Here is a 23,039-nt window from a genome sequence, read left to right on the forward strand (position 1 = left end):
CGGGCCGAGGGGCCATTTCAGAGTATCTGAGGTCGTGAGTTCGCGGTGTCGATGTCGTCGGGGAGCAGTCGCGGGATGAGCCGCACGAACACGACCATGACGATGAGCTCGACGAGGGTCTGTGTGACAACGACGAGCGGAGCAAGGTCGAACGCGGCGGGTAGGGCGAGGACGAGCGGGAGGACGACGAGGGAGTTGCGGGTCGCGCCGCTGAACACGATCGCGCGGCGACCGGGGACGTCGATCCGGGCAACCTTCCCGGCGGCGGCACCGATCGGGACCATGACCGCGGCGAACAGGATGTAGACGGGGATGGCGAGCAGGAGCGCGCCGAGCTGTCGTCCGACGCCGGCGATCTGGGAGGCCACCACGACAGCGAGGCTGAGCATCATGAGCGGCACCATCGCCCCCAGCACGGTGCCCTGGATCGCTACGCCCCAGCGGGTGCCGGCGGCGGCAAGCTGGGTGAACCCCGCGGCAACGAGAGGCAGCGCGATAAGCAGCAGGAACGCCTCGATGAACGGGGCGAAGTCGACCGTGGCGACGAACTCGGCTCCGACGAACAGCCAGAGGTAGAGCGGCAGCAGGAGCATCTGCGCGAGCATCAGCAGTGGTGCGGCCGCGAGCAGCCGATCCTTGGCTCCACCGGCGATGCCGGTGAACACGATGACGTAGTCCACGCATGGCGTGAGGAGGACGAACAACACGCCGATCAGGAGCACCTGATCGTGGGCGACGATCCGCGAAAGGACGTAGACGACGATCGGGACGGCGACGAAGTTCACCGTCAAGACGGTGACGAGGAAGCGCCAGTCGCGGAACGCCTGCCCGATCTTCGCGAACGGCACCCCGAGGAAGGTCGCGTAGAGCAACAGCCCGAGCACGGGGTTGATCGCCAACTCCGCCGGGTGCGCAATCGCCGGGATCAGCAGCCCGATGCCCGCGCCGAGGACGAACGCGGCGAGGTAGAGGGGCACCTGCCACCGCTCCATCCACTCGACCGCCGTCCGCATGAGTCTTATCCTTCCAGCCTTCCAATAGGTCACTGATCGCTGTATAGTCAGTGTGTGCTGACTCTTGCTTCTCGGGTGGACGTGATGAACCGGCTCGGCCGGGCGATGGCCGACCCGACCCGCTCGCGCATCCTGCTGTCGCTGCTGGAGCAGCCGGGGTATCCGGCGAAGCTCGCCCGCGACCTGGACCTGACCCGTACAAACGTGTCGAACCACCTGTCGTGTCTGCGTGGTTGCGGGATCGTGGTTGCCGAGCCCGAGGGTCGGCAGACTCGGTACGAGATCGCCGACCCACACCTGACGGCGGCGCTCGTCGCGCTGGTGGATGTGACGCTCGCCGTCGACGAGAGCGCGCCGTGCCTGGACCCGGCCTGCAGCGTGCCCGGCTGCTGCGACACCGAGGCCACCGCATGATGAGCGCGCCGGCCCTGACCGACGAGCGCCGCGCCCAGCTGCACCGGCGGGTGCGGTTCATCGTCTTCTTCACGATCACCTGGAACGTCATCGAGGCTGTCATTGCGCTCTCGGCCGGCGCGGTTGCGTCGTCTGCGGCGCTGATCGGGTTCGGTCTGGACTCGGTGATCGAGGTCGCCTCTGCCGCCGCGATCGCCTGGCAGTTCACTCGCAGAGACCCCGAACGGTGGGAGAAGGCCACCGTCCGGGTGATCGGGGGCGCGTTCTTCGCCCTGGCCGTGTACGTCGCCGTCGATGCGATCCTCGCCCTCACCGGCGTCCGCGACCCGGATCACAGTCCGGTCGGTATCGGGATCGCGATCGCCAGCCTGATCGTGATGCCCGTCCTGGCCTGGTTCGAGTTTCGCACCGGCCGGGAGCTGCGCTCCAAGAGCGTGCAGGCCGATGCGAAGCAGCTTCTGCTGTGCATCTACCTCTCCGGCACCGTCCTCATCGGGCTCGTCCTCAACGGCCTGTTCGGGTGGGCGTGGGCCGACTCCATCGCCGCGCTCGTGGTGGCGGGCCTGGCGATCCGTGAGGGTATCGAGGCTTGGCGCGGCGACATCGAATCCCCCTTCGAGGTGCTCGAAGACCTCGACCACGACGACCACGAGGAGGTCACCCCGTGACCCACATCGGCCCGCTCAACGGCCTGCCCATCGCCTGCACCCTGACCCCCACCGCCGGCAAGGCGCAGATCGAGAAGTGGCGAGCATTCGACGAGGACTACGCACTCGAAACGGAACGCACCGACACGCGGCTGACCATCCACTACGCCAAGGTCGAGGACTCCATCGCCCGCCTTCGCGGGCTGGTCGAGGCCGAAAGCTCCTGCTGCTCCTTCGTCGACTGGCGCATCGAGGAGCAGCACTCGGACCTGCGGCTCGTGGTGACCGGCTCCCCGCAGCAACTCGCCGCCCTCAACGTCGGATAGTCCAGCCCGAGCCGAGCGTTCACCATTCCTGCGATTCCTTCACGAATCGTGAACTCCTCGCACTAATCCTGAACGTTCGTCAGCCGCGGAGCACTGGCCGTACTCGCCCGCGTACCTGATGGATATGAGACTGCGACCGACTTACACCGCGAACGAACTCACGGCGGTTGGGACAGATGCGCACGAGTTCGGGAATCTCGACGTGCCTTCAGGAATCCCGAACGATCGGCAGGATTCCTGATGCTCCGGCCCCGCTACAAGCGATCCTGGGGCGAACCCGCATCCCGAAGCGGGAGTGCCGAGCCCGTGCCGGTCGTGCTCCCGCTCGTCGCCATCACCATCGCCGAGGACGGCCGCATGACCGTCACTGTCGACGGGGCGCCGTTCGAGCCGGAGCCGTTCGCGCCGCCGTGGCGGCGGGAGGACTTCGCCCGCGTCCTCGACCAGCTCACCGACCTGCGCCGCTCCCCGGTGCGGGTCGAGGTGCGCGAAGCGGACGGAACCGTGTTCACCGACATCATCACCCCGAGCAGGCGCCGCCGCACCGAACCCGATCCAGAGCCGGCATCGGAAGAACCGGCCCGCCGACCGGCGGCGGAACTCGTCGCGCTGCACGGGGAAGGGTTCGTTCCCGGCGAGGACGTCGCGATCGCCGTCGTCATCGCCCACGGCGATGCCGCCCCGGACGGCACCATGCGCGGCCTCGTCGAAGCCCACCAGCTCGCCGGGACCCCGACCCGCGAGGTCATCCTGCTCGGCCGCGTCTCCGGCACCCTCACGATCGGCCACCCCGAATGAGCACGCCCCGGCCCACGGGAGCGCTCGGGGACGAGCTGAGCAACCTCGGCATCGGCATCCTCATCGGCACGGCGGTCCTCGCCGCCATCCTCCGCGGCGCCGGGTCCGTCGCCGCCTGGATCACCGGCGTCAACCAGCCCACTGGCGGAGTCGAAGCCGGACTGGGCGTGCTGCTGGGCCCCGGTGACCCAGCGACCGCGCTCGGCGCACCGGGCCTGAGCGCCGTGGCGTACTGGATCACCGCCGGTCTGCTGGTCCTCGGCGCCGGAGTGGCCGGCTGGTGGACGTGGCGGTTCTTCCGCGAGCACGGCCGTCAAGTGAATACCGACCCGTACCGCATCGCCGGGATCGCCACCCGCAACGAGGTCGCTAAGGCCGCCTCGGAGGCGGCGCTGCTGCGCCGGGCCGGTCACCTGCGGCCCTCGCTCCACCAGCCGCAGCCGAAGGATGTCGGCTACCGGATCGGCGCCTCACATGGCACGAGCGTCTGGGCGTCCGTCGAAGACAGCATCCTGCTGATCGGCCCGCCCCGCTCCGGGAAGGGCGCCCACATCGTCATCAACGCCATCTTGGACGCCCCTGGCGCGGTCGTCACCACATCGACGCGGCCGGACAACCTGACCGCGACGCTCCGCGCCCGGCAGAAGATCGGCCCTGTCGCGGTGTTCGACCCCCAGCACCTCGCCGAAGGCCTACCCGCCGGGCTCAGGTGGTCACCCATCCGCGGGTGTGAGGACCCTTTGACGGCGATGATCCGCGCGACCGGCCTTGCCGCCGGCACCGGTCTCTCGGCCGGCGGGGTCGAGGGAGGCGGGTTCTGGGAGGGCAAGACGAGGACCGCGCTCCAGGCGCTCCTCCATGCCGCCGCCCTCGATCACCGGCCGCCCTCGGAGCTGTTCCGTTGGACCCTCGACCCCTCCGCCGCCGCGGACGCAGTGGCGATCCTCACCGCGAACCCGCGAGCGGCGACTGGGTGGGCGGACTCGTTGCAGGCGATGATCGACTCCGACCCCCGCACGCGCGACTCCATCTGGCAAGGCGTCTCCCTCGCCCTCGCCGCGCTGGCAGACCCGCGCGTGCTCGACGCCGTCTCGCCGCGCGAGGACGAGGACTTCGACCCCGAAGCGTTCCTCCGCGACCGAGGAACCCTCTATCTGCTCGCCACCGGAGCCGGCGCCAACAACTCCGCTGCGTTGGTGGCGGCGTTCGTGGAAGACGTCGTGGAAGCCGCCCGCCGCCTCGCCGCCACGAGCCCCGGCGCCCGCCTCGACCCGCCACTGCTGCTCGCACTCGATGAGGTCGGCAACCTCGCACCCTTGCCCTCGCTGCCGACGCTCATGGCAGAGGGCGGCGGAACCGGGATCACGACCATGCCCGTACTCCAAAGCCTCGCGCAGGCGCGGGAGAAGTGGTCGGAGAACGCGGCCGGCGCGATCTGGGACGCCTCTATCGTCAAGATCGTCCTCGGCGGAGCGTCGAACTCCAAGGACCTGCACGACCTGACCACGCTCATCGGCGAGCGCGACGAAGTGACCGACTCCACCACGGTCGGAGACCACGGCTCCCGCTCCGCACAGCGCTCCATCCGCCGCGTGCCGATCATGCCGCCCGACACGATCCGCACCCTCCCGTTCGGGACTGCACTGGTGCTGCTGCGCTCCGCACCACCCATCGTCACCCGATTGCGGACCTGGACCGACCGGCCCGACGCGAAACAGCTGCGCGACGACCGGGCCGACATCGAGGCGACGCTGCAGCACCGCTCGGAGGAGCCGCCGGGCGCACCTGCCTGACAGAGCGGCCCCACCGTGGGGTCGCCGCCGATGTCAGAAAGAGGGGCAGTCCAATGGCTCTCCACACGCAGGAATCCGTCTCGGGGTTCATCGCCTCCGACCCGCAGCTCACCTACACGGAGCGGGGCGATGCCCGGTTCTACGCCAAGATCGGGCAGGAGCACTATCGCAAGGAGCCGGACGGGTCGTTCACGCAGACCGAGACGACCTTCCACGACCTCGTGGCGTTCAAGAAGACCGCCGAGCGCGCCCACGACCGGCTCGCCAAGGGAGACAAGTTCGTCGCCGAGGGCTACACCCGCGAGTACGACCGCGCCACGCCGGAAGGCGAGGTGGTCAAGTCCGAGGAGTTCGTCGCGAAGAAGCTCGGCCACGACCTCGCCCGCACGAGCTACGAGGTCGACCGCACCCGCCGCCAGCCCGCCGTCACGCAGGAGACCGCGGGGCAGACCGTCGATGTCGGCGCCCGCCGCGAATCACGCGGCGCCGCACCGGCGCTCGGGCTCTGAACGGCGGTGACCGTGATGAACCAGAACGACACCGCCCCCGAGACCGACGAACCGGACCTGGACGGGGAGGCCGCGGAGTTCGACGGGCCGCTGATCCCGGAGCCTCCGCACCCGATCAACTGGAACCTCCTGACCAGCGAGGAAGCGGAGGCCGAGTGGCTGGAGCTGAACCGCTGGGTCGACTGGCTCCGCCGCACCTACGGGCTGCCTGCTTCGGTAGTTCCGCCGTTCTGGCACCGCCACCCGGAGCTGTTGTGGGAGCTGAGCGCTCTGCACCTGCATTGGCTGTCCGCCTACGACCCGGAGCAGAACGGCTCCGCGCCGCTGGGCTGGCATCGCGACTTCGCCGACGCCCGCCAGCGGCTCCGCGACTGGGTCGCCGCTTCCGGAACCCGTCTCGACCGAGACCGCCCGACCCGGCAGACCACCTGGCCCGGCGAGGACCCGGCAGGCCCGGTCGAGGACACGATCATCGCTCACCGGGATCAGGACTTCGTGCAGTTCGTCCTCGACGATGTCGCCGCGCGCCGCCAGGCCGAGGACGACTTCTATGCCGGACTCGACCCGAACACCGGAGAAGTCGCATGAGCGATACCGGCGGCACGATCGTGGTCTCGCCTCTAATGGACAGTCGGGAGATCGCCGCCTATCTCAAGGTGTCCGAGTCGACTTTGTCGAGGTGGCGTTCGGCTGGTCAGGGGCCGCCGTTCCTGCGGCTGGGCGGGATCGCCCGGTACCGCATCGACGCGGTCGACGCCTGGCTGGCTGGGCTGGAGGACAGCCATGCCCCGGAAGGGTGAGCCGCTCCCGCACGCGCAGCCAAAGCCGGTGCCTCCGGTCGGCGTGAAGATCTCCACCGACCTGGAACGTCGCTCCTACGGCATCCGCGCCCGTGCCCGCTGGACGGACCCGATCAGCAAACGCCGCATCATCCGCTCCGAGATCGTCGATGACGAGGCTGCGGCGCACGAGTTCTTCGACTCGCTGCGGCAGTCATCGGCCAAGGGCATGGACGTGTCCATGACGCTCACCGAGTTCGTCACCACGATCGGCGACCGATGGGCGCGCGGCCTCGACCCCACCTCCACCGGGGAGACCTACGGGTACGGTCTCAAGCTCCGGGTGCTACCTGCCCTCGGGCACCTGCCGGTCGCGCAGATCACCGCCGGGATCATCGACCGCACCATCGATGCCTGGGAGAAACGGCACGGGGCGTCAACGATCAAGAACTCCATCGCCCCGCTCGTGCGGGTCCTCGATGAAGCGGTGCGCGACGGGCTCATCCCGATCAACCCCGCGAAGAACCGTGCCAAGCGCAGCCTGAACCGCAATGCCTTCCGTCTCCAGCCTGCGGAGGATGCTTCCCCGCGCGCGCATGCGATCCCCGACATGGCAACGCTGACGACGCTCGCTGAAGCCTGCGGGAACATTCACCAGTCCTACTCCGACTTCGTCATGCTCGCCGCCCTCCTCGCAGCGCGCTCATCCGAGGTCTCGGGCCTTCAGGCCGGTGACGTCCGGTTCGACAAGAACATCGTGATGATCGCACGGCAGACCTACCCCGGCAAAGGCGGGCTCATCACGAAACAGACGAAAGGCCGGAGAGAACGCCGCGTCCCGATCCTCGACCCGCTCCGCCCGATCCTCGAGCGGCTCGCGGAAGGCAAGGAGCCCGAGGACCGGCTGCTGATCGGCCCGAAGGGCGGCGCTCTCACGACCGCGACCGTGCGGGACGCCACGAACTGGGACCAGATCGTCAGCGATCTCGGCCTGCCCGACCTCACCCGGCACGGCCTCCGGCACACCGGAGCCACCTGGATGGCAGACGCAGGCATCCCGCTGCACGTCCTCCAGGACATCCTCGGCCACGCCTCCGTCGAGACCACACGCGGATACCTGCACCCCGACGACCGCCACCTCGCATCCGCCGCAGAGCAGGCCAACGCCTTCCTCGCCCGATCCGCCAAGGCCAGCAGACCGAGCCGGCGTGAGGCCTCGAGGCCACTGTGACGGGGAGCCGGAAGCCACGACCGGGGGCTCTGGTCCCCTTTTGGTCCCCTTATCCACAGGCGGCGTTTTCCAGAGAGCCAGATATGCCCTCCGACGTCTGTGATGCGGCATCGATGCCTTGGCGAGGGGACCAGAGGGGGACCAACAAAAACCCGTCGTCAGACATGACGAAGCCCCGATGAAAATGGCTTCTCATCGGGGCTTTTCTGTCGGGATGACAGGATTTGAACCTGCGACCCCCTGACCCCCAGTCAGGTGCGCTACCAAGCTGCGCCACATCCCGTGGCATCGATTTTCAGTTGTTCGGGCCGATCAGAGCGGGGTAAACCCCTTGACCCCCAGTCAAGTGCGCTACCAAGCTGCGCCACAGCCCGATGCTCCGGCGATTCCGCCGAGGCAACTTGACCATCATAGCGGGTTTCGGAGGCCCCTTCGTGCACACTCGGCCGGGGCATCCGGTGCGAGCGTGAACCGGCGCGGCTCAGTCGCGCCGCGCCGCCGGCTCCCCCACGAGGAACGGTCGCGCCGCGTCCAGCACCGCTCGCGGATCGTCGGCCCAGAACCGCACCATCTCGACCTCGTGTGCGCCGCCGCGCGGTGCGCGTCCCGGGAGCCGCACCGTCGTGGGTCGTTCGAGCGCGAGCTCCACGTTGGTCTCGTCTTGCTGCCGCACCGCGAGCACGCCGTCGGCCACACGCGGCGACTTCGGTTCGTCGACGTGCTTCGTGATCGCGACGGAGGCGATGTCGTCCCAACCGAGGGCGACGTCGAGTTCGAGCCCCTGCCGCACCCGGATCCCTTCCGGTCCGACGGTGTGCGGGCGGGTCAGCATCGCGCAGAGCAGGCCGAGCATCCAAGTGACGCCCCAAATGCCGAGCACGAGCATCGCGATGCGCACCGGCGGCCAGCGGTGCACGATCAGGTCGATGATCGGGATCTCGACCGCCGACAGCACGATGAAGATCCAGAGCACCGTCAGCACGGGCTTGTGGTACCCGACGCCCACAGCGCCGGGCGCGATGGCGGGCCGTCGCGCGACAAAGCGCCAGAGGCTCTCGTACACGCGCAGCTCCATCACGAGCGCGCGCTTCAACACTCCGCCGATGCGGGCCAGCGTGTCGCGGCGGTTCGGCGGGGTGGCGAACCGGTCGCCTGCGGCCGCCTCGCTCACGACCCGGCCTCCCGCGCCTCGGCGACGAGCATGGCCAGACGATCGGCGATCGCCGCGACGCCGCGCTCCACGGCGGCCCGCTCCCCCGGCTCGACGGCGTCGAGCAGCGTCGCCGACAACTCGGCGTGGTCGCGCTGCATCTGCGCCATCGTCTGCTCGGCCGTCTTGCTGAGCTCGACGAGCACGGCCCGGCGGTCGTTCGGGTGGGGCGTGCGGCGGACATGGCCGGATGCCTCGAGCGCATCCACGAGCCCGGTGACGTTCCTTGGGCTGACCTCGAGCGCCCCGGCGAGCGCCTGCTGCGTCATCGGCCCGCCATGCTGCAGCACCCAGAGCACGCGCACGCGAGCGCTGGTGAGGCCGGTGCCGGCGAACGCGCGGGCCATGTCGTGCTGGAAGAGCTCGCCGATCTGCAGCAGTCGGTCGAGGATGGTGACGTCCATATCATGATGGTACTACATCATTACGTTACTTCACGGTTTCCTGCGGCGTCGGACGCACCCGCTAGCGTGACGACATGGCCACCGAGATTCCGACGACGCATCCGAGCCTCACCGTCATCCCCGCCGACGAGGCGCCCTTCGCCGACGTCGAGGCGGTGTTCGGCACCAAGGGTGACCCCGCCACCTGCTGGTGCCAGTGGTACAAGATCCCGGGCCGGGACTGGCGCGAGGTGGGCACCGAGACGCTGCACGACCGATTCACGGCCCAACTCGCGGCCGACGGCCCCGGGCCCGGTCTGCTCGCCTACGACGGCGAAACCCCCGTCGGCTGGTGCGCGGTCGAGCCGCGCCCGGCACTCTCCCGCGTTGCGCGCAGCACGCTCGTCCGCAATGGCACCGCCCAGCCGGAGCTCACCGACGAGAGCGTATGGGCGGTGAGCTGCTTCGTGGTGCCCCGCGCGCACCGCCGCCGCGGGGTCGGCGCCGCCCTCGCCGAGGCGGCGGTGGCCTACGCGCGCGAGCGGGGCGCCCGTGTGGTCGAGGCCTACGCGGTCGACCCCTCGGCCAAGGCCAAGGTGTCGGCGGCCGAGCTCTTCCACGGCACGGTGTCGATGTTCGCCGGCGCCGGGTTCACCGAGGTGGGGCGCCCATCGCCGACGCGCGCGGTCATGCAGCTCGAGTTCTGAGCCCCCACGGCATCCGCTCGGTCAGCGCCCCTCGATCCGCACCCGCTTGATGCGCGACGTCTCACCGCGCACGATCACGACGTCGCGCCGCGGCACCTCGAAGTGCGCCGCGAGCGCGTGGACGACTCCGGCGTTCGCCGCGCCGTCCACCGCCCGCTCGCGCACGAACACGGTGAGCGCCGCCGCCGGATCCTCCGGCGACGGCTCCACGAGCGGACCTTTGCGGCTGCCCGGCTTCACCCGGACGGTGACTTCCATCGGCGAGCCGAGTCAGCAGCGACGACAAGCAGCGCGGCGGCTCAGCGCCGCTGGCGCTTCTCCCGCACGCGCATGTTCACGACGATCGGGCTGCCCTCGAAGCCGTAGATCTCGCGCAGGCGCCGCTGGATGAACCGGCGGTAGCCCGGGTCGAGGAACCCGGTCGTGAACAGCACGAAGGTCGGCGGCCGGGTCGAGACCTGCGTGCCGAACAGGATGCGGGGCTGCTTGCCGCCGCGCACCGGGTGCGGGTGCTCCTGCGTGAGCTCCGTGAGGAAGGCGTTGAACTTGCCCGTCGGAATGCGGGTGTCCCACGACTCGAGCGCGGTCTCGAGGGCCGGCACGAGCTTTTCGAGGTGGCGGCCGGTGCGCGCCGAGATGTTGGCGCGAGGCGCCCACGCGACGTGGTGCAGGTCCTGCTCGATCTCGCGCTCGAGGTACCGGCGGCGGTCGTCGTCGAGCAGGTCCCATTTGTTGTAGGCGAGCACGAGCGCGCGGCCCGACTCGAGCACGAGGTCGATGATGCGCACGTCCTGCTCCGAGATCGGCTGCGAGACGTCGAGGACGACGATCGCGACCTCTGCCTTCTCGAGCGCGGCCTGGGTACGGAGCGAGGCGTAGAAGTCGGCGCCCTGCTGCAGGTGCACGCGGCGGCGGATGCCCGCGGTGTCGACGAAGCGCCACACCTTGCCTGCGAGCTCGATCTGCTCGTCGACGGGGTCGCGCGTGGTGCCGGCGAGCTCGTTGACGACGACGCGCTCCTCGCGGGCGGTCTTGTTCAACAGGCTCGACTTGCCGACGTTCGGACGGCCGACGATCGCGACGCGGCGGGGGCCGCCGATCTCCTGCTTGGCGACGGCCGAGACCTCGGGCAGCACCTTGAACACCGACTCGAGGAGGTCGGCGACCCCGCGGCCGTGCAGCGCGGAGACGGGGTGCGGCTCGCCGAGGCCGAGGTTCCAGAGCGCCGCGGCCTCGGGCTCCTGACGGGCGTCGTCCACCTTGTTCGCGACGAGGAAGACGGGCTTCTTCGTTTTGCGCAGCAGGCGCACGACGTGCTCGTCGGTCGAGGTCGCGCCGACGGTCGCGTCGACGACGAAGAGCACCACGTCACTGAGGTCGATCGCGACCTCGGCCTGCGCGGCGACGGAGGCGTCGATGCCCTTGGCGTCGGGCTCCCAGCCGCCGGTGTCGACGAGCGTGAAGCGACGGTCGAGCCACTCGCCCTTGTACGACACGCGGTCGCGGGTGACGCCGGGCGTGTCCTCGACGACGGCCTCGCGGCGGCCGAGGATGCGGTTCACCAGCGCCGACTTGCCGACGTTCGGGCGGCCGACGATCGCGATGACCGGCAGCGCCGGGAGGTACTGGATGCCTTCCTCGCCCTCCTCGGAGAGCTCGAGCAGATCGAGGTCCTCCTCGTCGAGCTCGTAGTCGTCGAGGCCGCTGCGAAGCGCGGCGGCCCGCTGCTCGGCAAGGTCGTCGTCGACGTCGGCAAGGCGCTCGGCGAGGTCGTCGTCGTGGGCCTCGAACTCGTCGTCGTGGTCGCTCATGGGGTCTCCTGGAAACGTCGTGGGCGCGATCGCGCGCCCTCTAGTCTGCCGTACCCGAGCTGTGAAGGCCGGATGCCTCGTCTGAGCGCACTCCGGAGCGGGCTGCCGAGACACCGACGACGGGCGTCAACGCCCCGCGTCGAGCCCTCGCGCGATCGCGACGGCATGACTCCGGCTCCGGGCCCCGAGCTTCGCCAGCACGTTGGAGACATGCGTCTTCACGGTGGGCACCGAGATGCCGAGCGTCTCGGCGAGCTCGGCGTTCGAACGGCCACGGGCCATGCCCTCGAGCACGTCCCGCTCCCGGCCGGTGAGGCCGACGGGAGCGGGGACACCGCGAGCGACGGCGCCCGCAGGACCCTCGTCCTCGCGCGGACCGTTGCTCCCGGCACCGCCGTCCGCTCCGGCTTCGGCGAGCGCGGCGAGCGCCCGACGGGTCACCCGCGGATCGAGCATGCCCTCCCCCGCCGAGACTCGGCGCACCGCGTCGACGAGCGTCGCGGCATCCACCGTCTTCAGGAGGAATCCGGCGGCGCCGGCGCGGATGGCACCGAACACCAGCTCGTCCTCGTCGAAGCTCGTGAGCACGAGCACGTCGGCGAGCCCGCGGGCGCGGATCTCCCGGGTCGCGGCGACGCCGTCCATGCCGGGCATGCGCAGGTCCATCAGCACCACATCGGGTCGCAGCGCGCTCGCGTTGCGCACCGCGGTCTCGCCGTCCGCGGCCTCGCCCACCACGACGAGGCCGTGCGATTCGAGCATGATCCGCAGCGCCTCGCGGATCGCCCCGTGGTCGTCGACGAGCAGCACCCGTGGGGCGTTCATGCCGCAGGCTCCAGCGGGAGGGCGGCGCGCACCGACCAGCCGGCGCCGACCGGGCCGGCGTCGAAGCGTCCGCCGAGCGCCCGCACCCGTTCGGCGAGCATGGCGAGGCCGGATCCGTTGCCGGGCAGGCTCGGTCGTTCGAGCGGGCGGCCGTCGCGGGAGTCGACGCGCACGAGGAGGCCGCCCTCGTCGGCCTCGATCGACACGGCGACCCGGCCCCCGGCGGCGTGCCGCACGCAGTTCGCGAGCCCTTCCTGCACCACCCGGGCGGCGACCTGCTCGACGGGCGCGGGCAGCTCCTTCGCGGCGGCACCGTCGAAGGACACCTCCAGGCCCGCGCGACGCGCCTCCGCGATGTAGTCCGCCACGCGGTCGAGGCGCGGCGGCACCACGAGCTCGCCGCCGCCGGCCCGGAGCACGGTGATCATCGAACGGAGCGCCTCGTGGGCCTCGAGGCTCGAGTCGCGCACTGCCCGGAGCGCCGCCCGGTCTCCCCCAGGGTCGCTCGGGCCCGACAGTGCCGCCTCGGCTCGGATGGCCATCGCCGACACGTGCCCCGCGACGAGATCGTGCAGTTCCCGCGCCATCGCGTCTCGCTCGTGCTGCAGCGCCGCGTCGCGATCGTGCTCGGCATGCCGGACGAGCTCGGCGGCCTCGCGACGGTGCAGCTCGGCGAGTTCGTTCGCCTGGGCCACCGCGGTCGCCCACCAGTAGTCGGTGCCGAGGAGGGCTCCCAGTTGCAGGCCGACGAGCACCGCGATGCGCACGTCCCCCGTCGCGGCGAGGGTGAGCCCGGTGAATGCAGCCGTCACGGCGCCGCAGCCGATGAGGATCCGCCGCCGGGCCGCGGGCGTCGCGATGAGCGTCACGAGCCAGAGCAGGTCGAGCAGCGCCAGCAGGGCGCCGAGACCGCCGACCGTGAACAGCGAGACCGCGCTGATCGTCGCGGCGACGGCGAGGCCCGTGCGCGGCATCCGCCGCTTCAGCGCGACCGCGACGAACGCGGGGATCGAGACGACGACCCCCCACCATGGCGACACGGGCTCGGGAAGCACGCTCAGCGCGTCCCACACCTGATTCAGGCCCAGGGCGGCGGCGAGCACGCTGATCGCCGCGATGCCGAGCGCGTCGACGAGCGGACGGTGCCGACGCACCCAGCGTTGCACCGCCCCGTCCCGCTCCTCGTTCATGTCTCCATCGAAGCATGCCGCGGGAGTCGGCTCCTCCTCCGAAAGGACGAGGAACGACCGGCGGCCCTCCGTCCTCCGCCCGATCCGCTCCCCCGCGTGCTGCGCGAGCCTGGTGGCATGGACCTCCTGACCGATGCGCCGCTCAGCATCACGCTCGCGGTGCTCGCCCTCGTCGACGGCCTCAGCATCGGCACGCTGCTGATCCCGGTGTTCCTGCTGCTCGCGCCGCGGCTGCGCGGCAGCCGGGTGCTGCTCTACCTCGTCACGATCGCCGTCTTCTACCTGCTCGTCGGCGTGCTCTTCATGCTCGGCCTCGTGAACCTCGTCGATGTGGCGCAGGAATTCCTGAGTTCGACGACCGGACTGTGGGGCCGGCTCCTGCTCGGTGCCCTGCTGCTCATCGCCGCCTTCGCCCTGCCGTCGAACGAGCAGGCGAAGAAGAAGCGGGAGGCTGCCGCGGCCGAACGCGTCGCGAGCGCGGCGAGCGGTGGGGCGCACCCCGGCGGCCTCGCCGCGGCGAGCGCGAGTGCCGAACCGGAGCCGGCCTCCGGCGGGCGGATCGCGCGCTGGCGCGACCGGCTCCTCGCGGACGGCACCTCCCCCGCCACCGTGATGGCGGTCGCGCTCGGGGCCGGGCTCGTCGAGATCGCGACGATGGTGCCGTACCTCGTCACGATGGGGATGCTCGCCGAAACCGACCTCAGCATGCCGCTCCGTTCCGCTGCGTTGGCCGGCTACTGCCTGCTGATGATCGCGCCCGCGCTCGTGCTGCTCCTGCTGCGGATCGTCGCGGCGCCGCTCGTGCAGGCCCCGCTCGAGCGGCTCGCCGCATGGCTCGAACGCACGGCGAGCGAGAACACCGCGTGGATCCTCGGCGTCGTCGGCTTCATCCTCGCCCGCAGCGCCGCATCGGAGCTCGGACTGTTCGAACTGCTCCCGAACATCCTCGACCGGTGATCCGCGACGTATCGCGGAACGCCGCTACGCGGCGGCCCGGATCACCGAGATGACGGCGTCGATCGTCTGACCGAAGTCGAGCTCGGTCGAGTCGACCAGGGTCACTCCGTCGGCGGCGTTCATGAAGTCCACGACCTTCGAGTCGGCCTGGTCGCGTGCGCGCAACTGCGCCCCGGTCGCTGCGGCGTCGTGCCCGGCGAGCTCGGCGGCTCGGCGGGACATCCGCACCTCCTCGCTGGCGGTGAGGAGGATGCGCACCGGCGCGTCGGGCGCCACCACCGTCGTGATATCGCGCCCCTCCACCACGATGCCCGGCCGAGGCTCGGCCGCGATGATCGCCCGGAACAGACCGATCAGGTGCGTCCTGACCTCGGGAACCCGCGCCACGGCACTCACGATGCCGGAGATCTGCGGCTCGCGGATCGCGTCGGTGACATCGTACTCGCCGACTCGCACGCGGTACCCGTCGGGGTCCGTGCCGATCGCGTAGTCGAAGGCCGTGAGCGAGCCGACGACGGCGGCCGAGTCCTGCGGGTCGACGCCGGCGTGGGCGACGTGCCAGGCGAGTGCGCGGTACGCCGCCCCCGTGTCGAGGAAGCCGTAGCCGAGGCGGCGCGCGACCGCCTTCGAGACGCTCGACTTGCCGCTGCCGGCCGGTCCATCGACGGCGACGACGAGGGGGTGCTGCACGGGGATGCCTCCAGGTTCGGGGTGGGTCGGGGACGGTCGATCGGGGTGTCCGGGTCAGCCGGCGATGCGCCAGCCGCGCGCGGCGAGCTCCTCGGTGAGGCGCTCCGCCGCCTCCGGCACGACTTGCACCTCGGCGAGACCGACCTGCCGGCCCGGCGAGTGCTCGAGGCGCAGGTCTTCGAGGTTGACCCCGATCTCGCCGATCTCGGCAAGGAGGCGGGCGAGCTCGCCCGCACGGTCGTCGACCATGACGATGACCGTCGTGAACCGCTTGTCGGTGCCGTGCTTGCCGGGCAGGCGCGCGACGCCGGTGTTGCCCGCGGCGAGCTCTTCGGCGACGCGACGACGGGCCCCGGGCGCCCGTGGGGCTTCGAGCGCCTCGATGAAGCGGTCGAGGTCGTCGCGCACGGCGACCAGGATGTCGTGCACCGGCTCGGCGTTCGCCCCGAGGATCTGCACCCACAGGTCGGGGTCGCTCCCCGCGATGCGGGTCACGTCGCGCACCCCCTGCCCGGCGAGGCCGAGCGCCGCACTCGGGGCGTCGATGAAGCGTCGGGCCATGACGCTCGACACCACCTGCGGCACGTGCGAGATGAGCGCGACGCCGCGGTCGTGCTCCTCCGGGGACATCTCGACGAGGGTCGCGCCGAGATCGAGGATCAGGTCGTCGATGGCGCCCGCCCGCTGGTAGCTGATGGCGTCGTGGGCGGCCACCACCCAGGGGCGGCCGGCGAAGAGATCGGCGCGGGCCGACAACGGCCCGCCGCGCTCCCGCCCGGCGAGCGGGTGGGAGCCGATGTACCGCGACACGTCGACGCCCTGCTCGACGAGCTCGGCGAGGATGCCGGCCTTCACGCTCGCGACGTCGGTGACGATGGCGTCGGGGTACGCGTCGAGCTCCGCCGCGACGACGCGCGCGGTCACGTCCGGCGGCACCGCGACGACGATGAGCTGCGGGGCGTCGCCCTCCGCGGCCGGGCGGCCGGCGCCGAGGTCGGCGGCGATCGCCACGTGCGTCGGCGAGGCGTCGTCGAGGATCACCTCGATGCCCCGCGAGCGGAGCCCGAGCGCGACGCTCGTGCCGAGCAGGCCCGCGCCGACGACCCGGACCGGGCCGGTCAGCCGTGACTCGACCACGTCAGTCCTCCTTCGCGCCGGCGGTGCCGCGCGCCGCCTCGGCCTGACGGGCGATCGTCAGGAGCGCGCCGCGCTCGGACTTCGTGAGCTCCCGCAGCTGGCCGGACCTGAGTGTACCAAGGTGCAGCGGCCCGAACTGGCGGCGCACGAGCTCCACGACGGGGTGCCCGACCTCCTTCAGCATTCGGCGCACGATGCGGTTGCGGCCCGAGTGCAGGGTGAGCTCGACGATGCTGTGCCGGTCGTCGCCCTGGGCCTGCAGCAGCTTCGCCCGGTCGGCGCGGATGGGGCCGTCGTCGAGCTCGACACCCTGCTTCAGGCGTTGCAGTGTCTGCGGCGTCACCCGACCGCGAACCTTCGCGATGTACGTCTTCTCCACGCCGAACGAGGGGTGCGCGAGCACGTGCGCGAGCTCGCCGTCGTTCGTCAGCAGCAGCAGTCCGCTCGTCTCCGCGTCGAGGCGGCCGACGTTGTAGACACGGTCGTCGAGCTCGTCGGTGAAGCGGCGGAGGTCGGGGCGACCCTGCTCGTCCTTCATCGAGGAGACGACGCCGGTCGGCTTGTTCAGCACGTAGTAGCGCTTCGCCGTGTCGAGCTGCACGGCGACGCCGTCGACGGACACCTGGTCGACGGCGGGGTCGACGCGGGTGCCGAGCTCGGTCACGATCTGACCGTTCACCTCGATACGCCCCTGCACGAGGTACTCCTCGACGACCCGGCGCGAGGCGACGCCGGCGGCGGACAGCACCTTCTGCAGGCGCTGCGGACCGCCCGCTGCGGGTTCGGCGGGGGTGGCGGGTTCAGCCATCGAGATCGAATCCTTCCTGGCCGTCGTCGAGGAGCGGCGAGATGTGCGGCAGCTCGTCGAGCGAGTTGATGCCGAGGTGGACGAGGAGCTGCTCGGTCGTGCCGTAGAGGATCGCGCCCGTCTCGGGGTCGGTGTCGACCTCGGTGACGAGGCCGCGGCCGAGCAGGGTGCGCACGACGGAGTCGACGTTCACGGCGCGGATCGAGGCGACCTGCGAGCGCGAGATGGGCTGCTTGTACGCGATCACCGCGAGCGTCTCGAGCGCGGCCTGGGAGAGCTTCGTCGAGGTCTGCGTCAGCACGAAGCCCGCGACGAGCGCGTCGTACTCCTGACGCACGTAGAAGCGCCAGCCACCGCCGACCTCGCGGAGCTCGAAGGCGCGTCGACCGCCGCCGACGAGGGCGGGGGTCTCCGCGACATCCGTACGCGGCTCCCCCGAGGTCCCCGTGCCGTCGTAGTCCGCGACCAGCCGGGCGATCGAAGCCCGGACCTCGGCGACGGGGCGGGCGACCGTCGCCGCCAGCTGGACGACGCCGAGCGGCTCGTCGGAGATGAAGAGGATCGCCTCGATCGCGCGGTCGAGGTCGAGCCGGTGCTGGCCGGGCACGTCGAGCGGGGTCACCACCGACAGTTCCGGCGCGTCGCCGGGGGCGGATGCCTCGCTCCGGGCCGCCTCGTTCGCGGATGCCTCGGCCGAGGCATCCGCCGTCGTGATCTCGGGCGCCTCCTGCTCGGCCCGCTCGGTCTCAGTCGTCATAGTCGGCTCCCAGGCTCTCGAGCTTGTCGTCGCTCCACGTGTCGGTCGCCCAGCGCAGCGTCAGCTCGCCGAGCGGCTCCAGTTGTTCGAAGCCGATCGCCGCGTGCCGGTAGAGCTCGAGCACCGCGATGAAGCGCGCGACGACGACACCCTGCCGGTCGACCCCGGCGATCAGCTGTCGGAACGTGACGGGGTCGCCGCGGCGCAGCACGGCGACCACGTGCGCCGCCTGCTCCCGGATGGAGACGACCGGGGCGTGCAGGTGGTCGAGGCCGACGACGGGGATCTCGCGCGGCGTGAGCGCGAGCACCGCGAGGGCGGCGAAGTCCTCGGCCGACAGCGTCCAGCGCAGCTCCGGTGCGGGCTGGCGGAACCGCTCCTCCAGCCGGACCGTGCGGGCGTGCCGCGAGCTCTCGCGCTCGAGGCCGGCCTGGAACCAACGCGCCGCCTCCTTGAACGCCCGGTACTGCAGCAGCCGGGCGAACAGCAGGTCGCGGGCCTCGAGGAGCGCCACGTCCTCGGCGTCGACGAGCTCGCCCTGCGGCAGGAGCCCCGCGATCTTCAGGTCGAGGAGCGTCGCCGCGACCACCAGGAACTCGCTGGCCCGGTCGAGCTCCTCCTCGGAGTCGAGCCCGCGCAGGTACGAGATGAACTCGTCCGTCACCTTCGACAGCGAGACCTCGGTGATGTCGAGCTCGTGCTTCGTGATGAGCGAGAGCAGCAGGTCGAACGGGCCCTCGAAGTTCGTCAGCGCGACCCGGAACCCGGGGTCGCCCTCTACCGCGGCCTCCGCCGGGGGCTGCGCATCGGCCGGGGCGGCCGCCTCAGGCGACCGCGCCACGGAACACCAGCTCGCGGGCGAGCTGCCGGTAGGCCTTCGACGCCTGGTGCTCGGGCGCGAACTCCGTGATCGGCGTCGCCGCGACGGTGGCGTCGGGGAACTTCACCGTGCGCGTGATGACCGTCTCGAGCACGCGGTCGCCGAAGGCGTCGACGACGCGCTCGAGCACCTCGCGCGAGTGCAGGGTGCGGGCGTCATACATGGTCGCGAGGATGCCGTCGAGCGTGATGGCGGGGTTCAGCCGGTCGCGCACCTTGTCGATCGTCTCGATGAGCAGGGCGACGCCGCGCAGGGCGAAGTACTCGCACTCGAGCGGGATGACGACGCCGTGGCTCGCGGTGAGGGCGTTCACGGTCAGCAGGCCGAGCGAGGGCTGGCAGTCGATGAGGATGACGTCGTAGTCGGCGGACACCTTGCGGAGCACGCCGGCGAGGATCTGCTCGCGCGCCACCTCGGTGACCAGGTGCACCTCGGCCGCCGACAGGTCGATGTTCGCGGGGATGACGTCGAAGTTCTCGACGCCCGTGCGCTGGATGGCGTCGGCCGGCTCCAGGCCGCGGGAGAGCAGCAGGTCGTAGATCGTCGGCACGTCGTGGGTCTGCACGCCGAGCCCGGCGGACAGTGCCCCCTGCGGGTCGAAGTCGATGGCGAGCACCCGGCGGCCGTACTCGGCGAGCGTGGCGCCGAGATTGATCGTCGTCGTGGTCTTGCCGACGCCGCCCTTCTGGTTGCAGAGGGCGATGATCCGGGCGGGCCCGTGCTCGCGCAGCGCCGGCGGCGTGGGGAACTCGCGCAGCGGTCGACCGGTCGGACCGAGCTTCGACTCCTGCGGCGCCGTGGTGCTCGCGGGGTCGCGCTTCTGGTCGGTCACGTGGTCTCCTCCTCAGCTGGCGCCCGTCGGGTCGAGCGATGCTTGGTCGATTCTAGCGAGCACGAGGGTGGGCGGTCGTGTACATCTCCCGGAGTGTATCGGCCGTGACGAGGGTGTAGATCTGCGTCGTCGCGACCGAGGAGTGCCCCAGCAGCTCCTGCACGACGCGCACATCGGCGCCGCCGGACAGCAGGTGGGTCGCGAAGGAGTGCCGCAGGGTGTGCGGCGACACCTCGATGCCGAGCTCGGCCCGGTCCGCGGCGTCCCTGATCGCGACCCACGCCGCCTGCCGGCTGAGCCGTCCGCCCCGAGCGCCGAGGAACAGCGCCGGCGTCGCCCTCCCCCGGCTCGACAGCTGCGGACGCACCCGCACGAGGTAGGCCTCGACGGCGGCCCTCGCATAGCTCCCGACCGGCACGATGCGCTCCTTGCCGCCCTTTCCGAACAGGCGCACGACCTCGGCATCGACCAGGTCGTCGACGTTCAGCCCGACCGCCTCGGAGACGCGCGCGCCGGTGGCGTAGAGCAGTTCGAGCAACGCCTTGTCGCGGACCCGCAAGGGCTCGTCGCCGTCGGTCGCCGCGAGCAACCGTTCGACGGTTTCGATCGGGATGGCCTTCGGCAGGCGCGCCGGGAGCTTCGGCGGCTTCAGCTCGCGAGCGGCGTCGTTCTCGGTGAGCCCCTCCTCGGCGAGGAAGCGGTGCAGGCCGCGCACCGTCGAGAGGATGCGTGCGACCGAGGAACTCGCCAGGGCCGGCTGCCGCTCGGCGCTCACGTAGCGCTGGAAGGCGGCGAGCTCGGCGGCGTCGACCGACTCCGGTCCGGCGTGGCCGGTGGTTTCGAGCCATGCCCCGTAGATCGCGAGGTCGCGCCGGTACGAGGTGACCGTGTTGCGCGCGAGTCCCCGCTCCACCGCGAGGTGTCGCAGGTACCCGTCGATCTCGCGGGAGCTCACGCCCCGGCTGCCTCGCGCCCCGGTTTCGAGCCCCACGGCGCATCCGCCGCGGCGAGGCTCGCCCAGCCGCGCGCTCGCGAGGCGGCCGCGGCGAGCACCGCGACCGTGAGCGGGGCATTCGAGACGCGGCGGCCGAGCACGGCGTCGACGCAGTCGTCGAGCGCGATCCAGGCGGTCACGAGCTCCGCCTCCTCCTCCGTGCGCTCGAAGCGCTCGGCGGTGCCGCGCAGCTCACGGGCGAGGTAGATACGGATGGCCTCGTCGCTGCCGCCCGGCGAGGTGTGGATGTCGGCGAGCACCGACCACTCGGCGGCCTCGAGGTCGGCTTCCTCGGCGAGCTCGCGTTTCGCCGCCTCGAGAGGATCCTCACCGGTCACGTCGAGGAGCCCGGCCGGGATCTCCCAGTCGTTCAGCCGTACCGGATGCCGGTACTGGCGGATCAGCAAGGCCCGGTCGTCGCGATCGAGCGCGAGCACACCGACCGCACCCGGGTGATCCATGAAGTCGCGCGTCACCGGCGCGCCGGCGAACTCGAAGGTCTCGCGCCGGATGTCCCACACACGCCCCTCGAACGCCAGCTCGGAGGCGAGCACGGCGGGCTCGGCCCGCTCGTCGGCGAGCGACGGACCGGCGGGAGTCCCGCCGACCGTCGGCTCGCCGAACGGCTCAGCCATTGTCCACATCGTCGTCGAACAGCTTCGACGCGGCCTGGCGCTCGAGCGCGGCGGCGACGAGCCCGCGGAACAGCGGGTGCGGCGAGTTCGGCCGGCTGCGCAGCTCCGGGTGCGCCTGCGTGGCGACGTAGAACGGGTGCACCTCGCGCGGCAACTCGACGTACTCGACGAGGTTGCGGTCGGGCGAGAGGCCCGAGAACGACAGCCCGGCCTCGGCGATGCGGTCCCGGTAGGCGTTGTTCACCTCGTAGCGGTGCCGGTGGCGCTCGGACACCTCGGTCGAGCCGTACAGCTCGGCGACGATCGAGCCCTCGGCGAGCGCGGCCGGGTAGAGGCCGAGGCGCATGGTGCCGCCCAGGTCGCCGCCCGAGATGATCTCGACCTGTTCCTCCATGGTCGCGATGACCGGGAACTCGGTGTCGGGGTCGAACTCGCTCGACGAGGCGCCGGGGAGGCCGGCGACGTTCCGCGCGTACTCGATGACCATGCACTGCAGGCCGAGGCAGAGGCCGAGCGCCGGGATGCCGTTCTCGCGGGCGAAGCGGAGCGCCCCGAGCTTGCCCTCGATCCCGCGCACGCCGAAGCCGCCGGGCACGCAGATGCCGTCGAGGTGCGCGAGGTGCTTCTGGGCGCCCTCGGGCGTCTCGCACTCGTCGGAGGGGATCCACTCGATGCGGACCTTCGCGTCGTTGCCGAAGCCGCCCGCCCGGAGCGCCTCGGTGACCGAGAGGTACGCGTCCGGCAGGTCGATGTACTTGCCCACCAGGCCGATGGTGACCTCGTGCTTCGGGTCGTGCACGACCTTCAGCAGCTCGGCCCAGCCCGACCAGTCGACCTCGGCGGCCTTGCCGTCGAGCCCGAGCGCGTCGACGATGTAGGCGTCGAGGCCCTGGGTGTTCAGCATGGTCGGGATGTCGTAGATCGAGGGCACGTCGACCGCGTTCACCACGGCCGCCTCGTCGACGTCGCACATGAGGGCGATCTTGCGCTTGTTCGACTCCGTGACCGGGCGGTCGCTGCGCAGCACGAGGGCGTCGGGCTGGATGCCGATGGAGCGGAGGGCGGCGACGGAGTGCTGCGTCGGCTTCGTCTTCTGCTCGCCTGAGGCGCCCATGAACGGTACGAGCGAGACATGCACGAAGAACACGTTCTTGCGACCGAGCTCATGGCGCACCTGGCGGGCGGACTCGATGAACGGCTGCGACTCGATGTCGCCGACCGTGCCGCCGATCTCGGTGATGATCACGTCGGGCTTCGGCGACTCCGAGGCCTGCAGCCGCATGCGGCGCTTGATCTCGTCGGTGATGTGCGGGATGACCTGCACCGTGTCGCCGAGGTACTCGCCCCGCCGCTCCTTGGCGATGACGGTCGAGTAGATCTGCCCCGTCGTGACGTTCGCCGCCTGGGAGAGCTCGATGTCGAGGAACCGCTCGTAATGGCCGATGTCGAGGTCGGTCTCGGCCCCGTCGTCGGTGACGAACACCTCGCCGTGCTGGAACGGGTTCATCGTGCCCGGGTCGACGTTCAGGTACGGATCGAGCTTCTGCATCACCACCCGCAGCCCGCGAGCCGTGAGCAGGTTGCCGAGGCTGGCCGCCGTCAGGCCCTTGCCCAATGAAGAAACGACACCACCAGTCACGAAGATGTGCTTGGTCGTGTCGTCGGAAAAATCAGTATTCGAGTGCTCTGCGCCGCGTTGTACCACCACGGGCT

At 71.0% G+C, this 23,039-nt stretch carries 27 protein-coding genes and 1 tRNA gene; 11 read left to right on the forward strand and 17 right to left on the reverse strand.

All coding sequences use genetic code 11. The annotated features are described in order from the left end of the window. Positions 1-17: 17 nt before the first annotated feature. Entirely contained in the window at positions 18-1,013 is a 996-nt protein-coding gene (locus tag M3147_RS14805; protein WP_101966154.1) for an arsenic resistance protein, read from the reverse strand. Positions 1,014-1,067: 54 nt separating this feature from the next. On the opposite strand from M3147_RS14805, the gene cmtR reads away from it, so the two are divergent. From cmtR to M3147_RS14850, 9 genes are all read left to right on the forward strand, one after another. Continuing rightward, the gene (gene cmtR / locus M3147_RS14810; RefSeq protein WP_043278786.1) at positions 1,068-1,427 is read left to right on the forward strand and encodes a Cd(II)/Pb(II)-sensing metalloregulatory transcriptional regulator CmtR; all 360 of its coding nucleotides are present in this window, start codon (positions 1,068-1,070) and stop codon (positions 1,425-1,427) included. After that, positions 1,424-2,095, forward strand: a complete 672-nt coding sequence (locus tag M3147_RS14815) for a cation diffusion facilitator family transporter (protein ID WP_371204940.1) — start codon at positions 1,424-1,426, stop codon at positions 2,093-2,095. The genes cmtR and M3147_RS14815 overlap by 4 nt, the downstream gene beginning before the upstream one ends. Further along, positions 2,092-2,400: a hypothetical protein gene (locus M3147_RS14820; RefSeq protein ID WP_020624338.1), complete on the forward strand. Its 309-nt coding sequence runs from the start codon at positions 2,092-2,094 to the stop codon at positions 2,398-2,400. Before M3147_RS14815 ends, M3147_RS14820 begins: the two co-directional genes overlap by 4 nt. Before the next feature lie 240 nt (positions 2,401-2,640). Further along, positions 2,641-3,198, forward strand: a complete 558-nt coding sequence (locus M3147_RS14825; protein WP_051050192.1) for a hypothetical protein — start codon at positions 2,641-2,643, stop codon at positions 3,196-3,198. Next, entirely contained in the window at positions 3,195-4,991 is a 1,797-nt protein-coding gene (locus M3147_RS14830; protein ID WP_251204188.1) for a type IV secretory system conjugative DNA transfer family protein, read from the forward strand. Before M3147_RS14825 ends, M3147_RS14830 begins: the two co-directional genes overlap by 4 nt. Positions 4,992-5,044: 53 nt before the next feature. Next, the gene (locus M3147_RS14835; RefSeq protein ID WP_020624341.1) at positions 5,045-5,500 is read left to right on the forward strand and encodes a single-stranded DNA-binding protein; all 456 of its coding nucleotides are present in this window, start codon (positions 5,045-5,047) and stop codon (positions 5,498-5,500) included. Between the two features lie 15 nt (positions 5,501-5,515). Then, positions 5,516-6,088, forward strand: a complete 573-nt coding sequence (locus M3147_RS14840; RefSeq protein ID WP_070708793.1) for a hypothetical protein — start codon at positions 5,516-5,518, stop codon at positions 6,086-6,088. Continuing rightward, positions 6,085-6,300 (forward strand): helix-turn-helix transcriptional regulator, encoded by a 216-nt coding sequence (locus M3147_RS14845; RefSeq protein ID WP_020628096.1) that lies wholly within the window; start codon positions 6,085-6,087, stop codon positions 6,298-6,300. The genes M3147_RS14840 and M3147_RS14845 overlap by 4 nt, the downstream gene beginning before the upstream one ends. Beyond that, positions 6,284-7,510 carry a tyrosine-type recombinase/integrase gene (locus M3147_RS14850; protein WP_020628097.1) on the forward strand — a complete coding sequence of 409 codons (1,227 nt, stop codon included), beginning with the start codon at positions 6,284-6,286 and terminating at the stop codon, positions 7,508-7,510. Before M3147_RS14845 ends, M3147_RS14850 begins: the two co-directional genes overlap by 17 nt. Positions 7,511-7,719: 209 nt before the next feature. Here the strand turns inward: M3147_RS14850 and M3147_RS14855 are convergent. The 3 genes from M3147_RS14855 to M3147_RS14865 all read right to left on the reverse strand — a co-directional run bounded on the left by M3147_RS14855 (position 7,720) and on the right by M3147_RS14865 (position 9,124). Then, positions 7,720-7,793: transfer RNA gene (locus M3147_RS14855), tRNA-Pro, on the reverse strand. Between the two features lie 198 nt (positions 7,794-7,991). Further along, positions 7,992-8,681 carry a hypothetical protein gene (locus tag M3147_RS14860; protein ID WP_251204189.1) on the reverse strand — a complete coding sequence of 230 codons (690 nt, stop codon included), beginning with the start codon at positions 8,679-8,681 and terminating at the stop codon, positions 7,992-7,994. Next, positions 8,678-9,124: a MarR family winged helix-turn-helix transcriptional regulator gene (locus M3147_RS14865; protein WP_251204190.1), complete on the reverse strand. Its 447-nt coding sequence runs from the start codon at positions 9,122-9,124 to the stop codon at positions 8,678-8,680. The genes M3147_RS14860 and M3147_RS14865 overlap by 4 nt, the downstream gene beginning before the upstream one ends. 74 nt (positions 9,125-9,198) lie before the next feature. Here M3147_RS14865 and M3147_RS14870 point away from each other — a divergent pair, with 74 nt between their 5' ends. Further along, a complete protein-coding gene (locus M3147_RS14870) occupies positions 9,199-9,810 on the forward strand; it encodes a GNAT family N-acetyltransferase (RefSeq protein ID WP_251204191.1) in 612 nt (203 codons plus the stop codon). Between the two features lie 21 nt (positions 9,811-9,831). On the opposite strand, the gene M3147_RS14875 is transcribed toward M3147_RS14870, so the two are convergent. From M3147_RS14875 to M3147_RS14890, 4 genes are all read right to left on the reverse strand, one after another. Continuing rightward, positions 9,832-10,068, reverse strand: a complete 237-nt coding sequence (locus tag M3147_RS14875) for a DUF167 domain-containing protein (protein WP_251204192.1) — start codon at positions 10,066-10,068, stop codon at positions 9,832-9,834. Positions 10,069-10,109: 41 nt separating this feature from the next. After that, the gene (der, locus tag M3147_RS14880) at positions 10,110-11,621 is read right to left on the reverse strand and encodes a ribosome biogenesis GTPase Der (RefSeq protein ID WP_251204193.1); all 1,512 of its coding nucleotides are present in this window, start codon (positions 11,619-11,621) and stop codon (positions 10,110-10,112) included. A 126-nt stretch (positions 11,622-11,747) separates the two neighbouring features. Further along, positions 11,748-12,446, reverse strand: coding sequence for a response regulator transcription factor (locus M3147_RS14885; protein WP_251204194.1), 699 nt, complete (start codon positions 12,444-12,446; stop codon positions 11,748-11,750). Beyond that, positions 12,443-13,636, reverse strand: a complete 1,194-nt coding sequence (locus M3147_RS14890; RefSeq protein ID WP_251204195.1) for a sensor histidine kinase — start codon at positions 13,634-13,636, stop codon at positions 12,443-12,445. Before M3147_RS14890 ends, M3147_RS14885 begins: the two co-directional genes overlap by 4 nt. A 117-nt stretch (positions 13,637-13,753) precedes the next feature. Here M3147_RS14890 and M3147_RS14895 point away from each other — a divergent pair, with 117 nt between their 5' ends. After that, entirely contained in the window at positions 13,754-14,593 is an 840-nt protein-coding gene (locus M3147_RS14895) for a GAP family protein (RefSeq protein WP_251204196.1), read from the forward strand. Positions 14,594-14,617: 24 nt separating this feature from the next. Here M3147_RS14895 and cmk read toward each other — a convergent pair whose 3' ends face one another. Genes cmk through M3147_RS14940 form a run of 9 tightly spaced genes read right to left on the reverse strand, consistent with a single transcriptional unit; the run spans position 14,618 to position 23,034 of the window. Continuing rightward, positions 14,618-15,283 carry a (d)CMP kinase gene (gene cmk / locus M3147_RS14900; RefSeq protein WP_251204197.1) on the reverse strand — a complete coding sequence of 222 codons (666 nt, stop codon included), beginning with the start codon at positions 15,281-15,283 and terminating at the stop codon, positions 14,618-14,620. A 54-nt stretch (positions 15,284-15,337) separates the two neighbouring features. Beyond that, a complete protein-coding gene (locus M3147_RS14905; RefSeq protein ID WP_251204198.1) occupies positions 15,338-16,420 on the reverse strand; it encodes a prephenate dehydrogenase in 1,083 nt (360 codons plus the stop codon). Between the two features lies 1 nt (position 16,421). Then, positions 16,422-17,228, reverse strand: a complete 807-nt coding sequence (locus M3147_RS14910; RefSeq protein WP_251204199.1) for a pseudouridine synthase — start codon at positions 17,226-17,228, stop codon at positions 16,422-16,424. Beyond that, on the reverse strand, positions 17,221-17,985 hold the full coding sequence (gene scpB / locus M3147_RS14915) for an SMC-Scp complex subunit ScpB (protein ID WP_251204200.1): 765 nt from the start codon (positions 17,983-17,985) through the stop codon (positions 17,221-17,223). The genes M3147_RS14910 and scpB overlap by 8 nt, the downstream gene beginning before the upstream one ends. Next, positions 17,975-18,826 carry a segregation and condensation protein A gene (locus M3147_RS14920; protein ID WP_251204201.1) on the reverse strand — a complete coding sequence of 284 codons (852 nt, stop codon included), beginning with the start codon at positions 18,824-18,826 and terminating at the stop codon, positions 17,975-17,977. Before M3147_RS14920 ends, scpB begins: the two co-directional genes overlap by 11 nt. After that, on the reverse strand, positions 18,810-19,697 hold the full coding sequence (locus M3147_RS14925) for a ParA family protein (RefSeq protein ID WP_251204202.1): 888 nt from the start codon (positions 19,695-19,697) through the stop codon (positions 18,810-18,812). Before M3147_RS14925 ends, M3147_RS14920 begins: the two co-directional genes overlap by 17 nt. Positions 19,698-19,749: 52 nt before the next feature. Further along, on the reverse strand, positions 19,750-20,652 hold the full coding sequence (gene xerD / locus M3147_RS14930; RefSeq protein WP_251204203.1) for a site-specific tyrosine recombinase XerD: 903 nt from the start codon (positions 20,650-20,652) through the stop codon (positions 19,750-19,752). After that, positions 20,649-21,326 (reverse strand): NUDIX domain-containing protein, encoded by a 678-nt coding sequence (locus tag M3147_RS14935; protein WP_251204204.1) that lies wholly within the window; start codon positions 21,324-21,326, stop codon positions 20,649-20,651. Before M3147_RS14935 ends, xerD begins: the two co-directional genes overlap by 4 nt. Further along, a complete protein-coding gene (locus tag M3147_RS14940) occupies positions 21,319-23,034 on the reverse strand; it encodes a CTP synthase (protein WP_251204205.1) in 1,716 nt (571 codons plus the stop codon). Before M3147_RS14940 ends, M3147_RS14935 begins: the two co-directional genes overlap by 8 nt. Positions 23,035-23,039: the final 5 nt, after the last annotated feature.

Origin of the sequence: Agromyces mediolanus (assembly GCF_023715325.1) — a bacterium.
Lineage (GTDB): Bacteria > Actinomycetota > Actinomycetes > Actinomycetales > Microbacteriaceae > Agromyces > Agromyces mediolanus_A.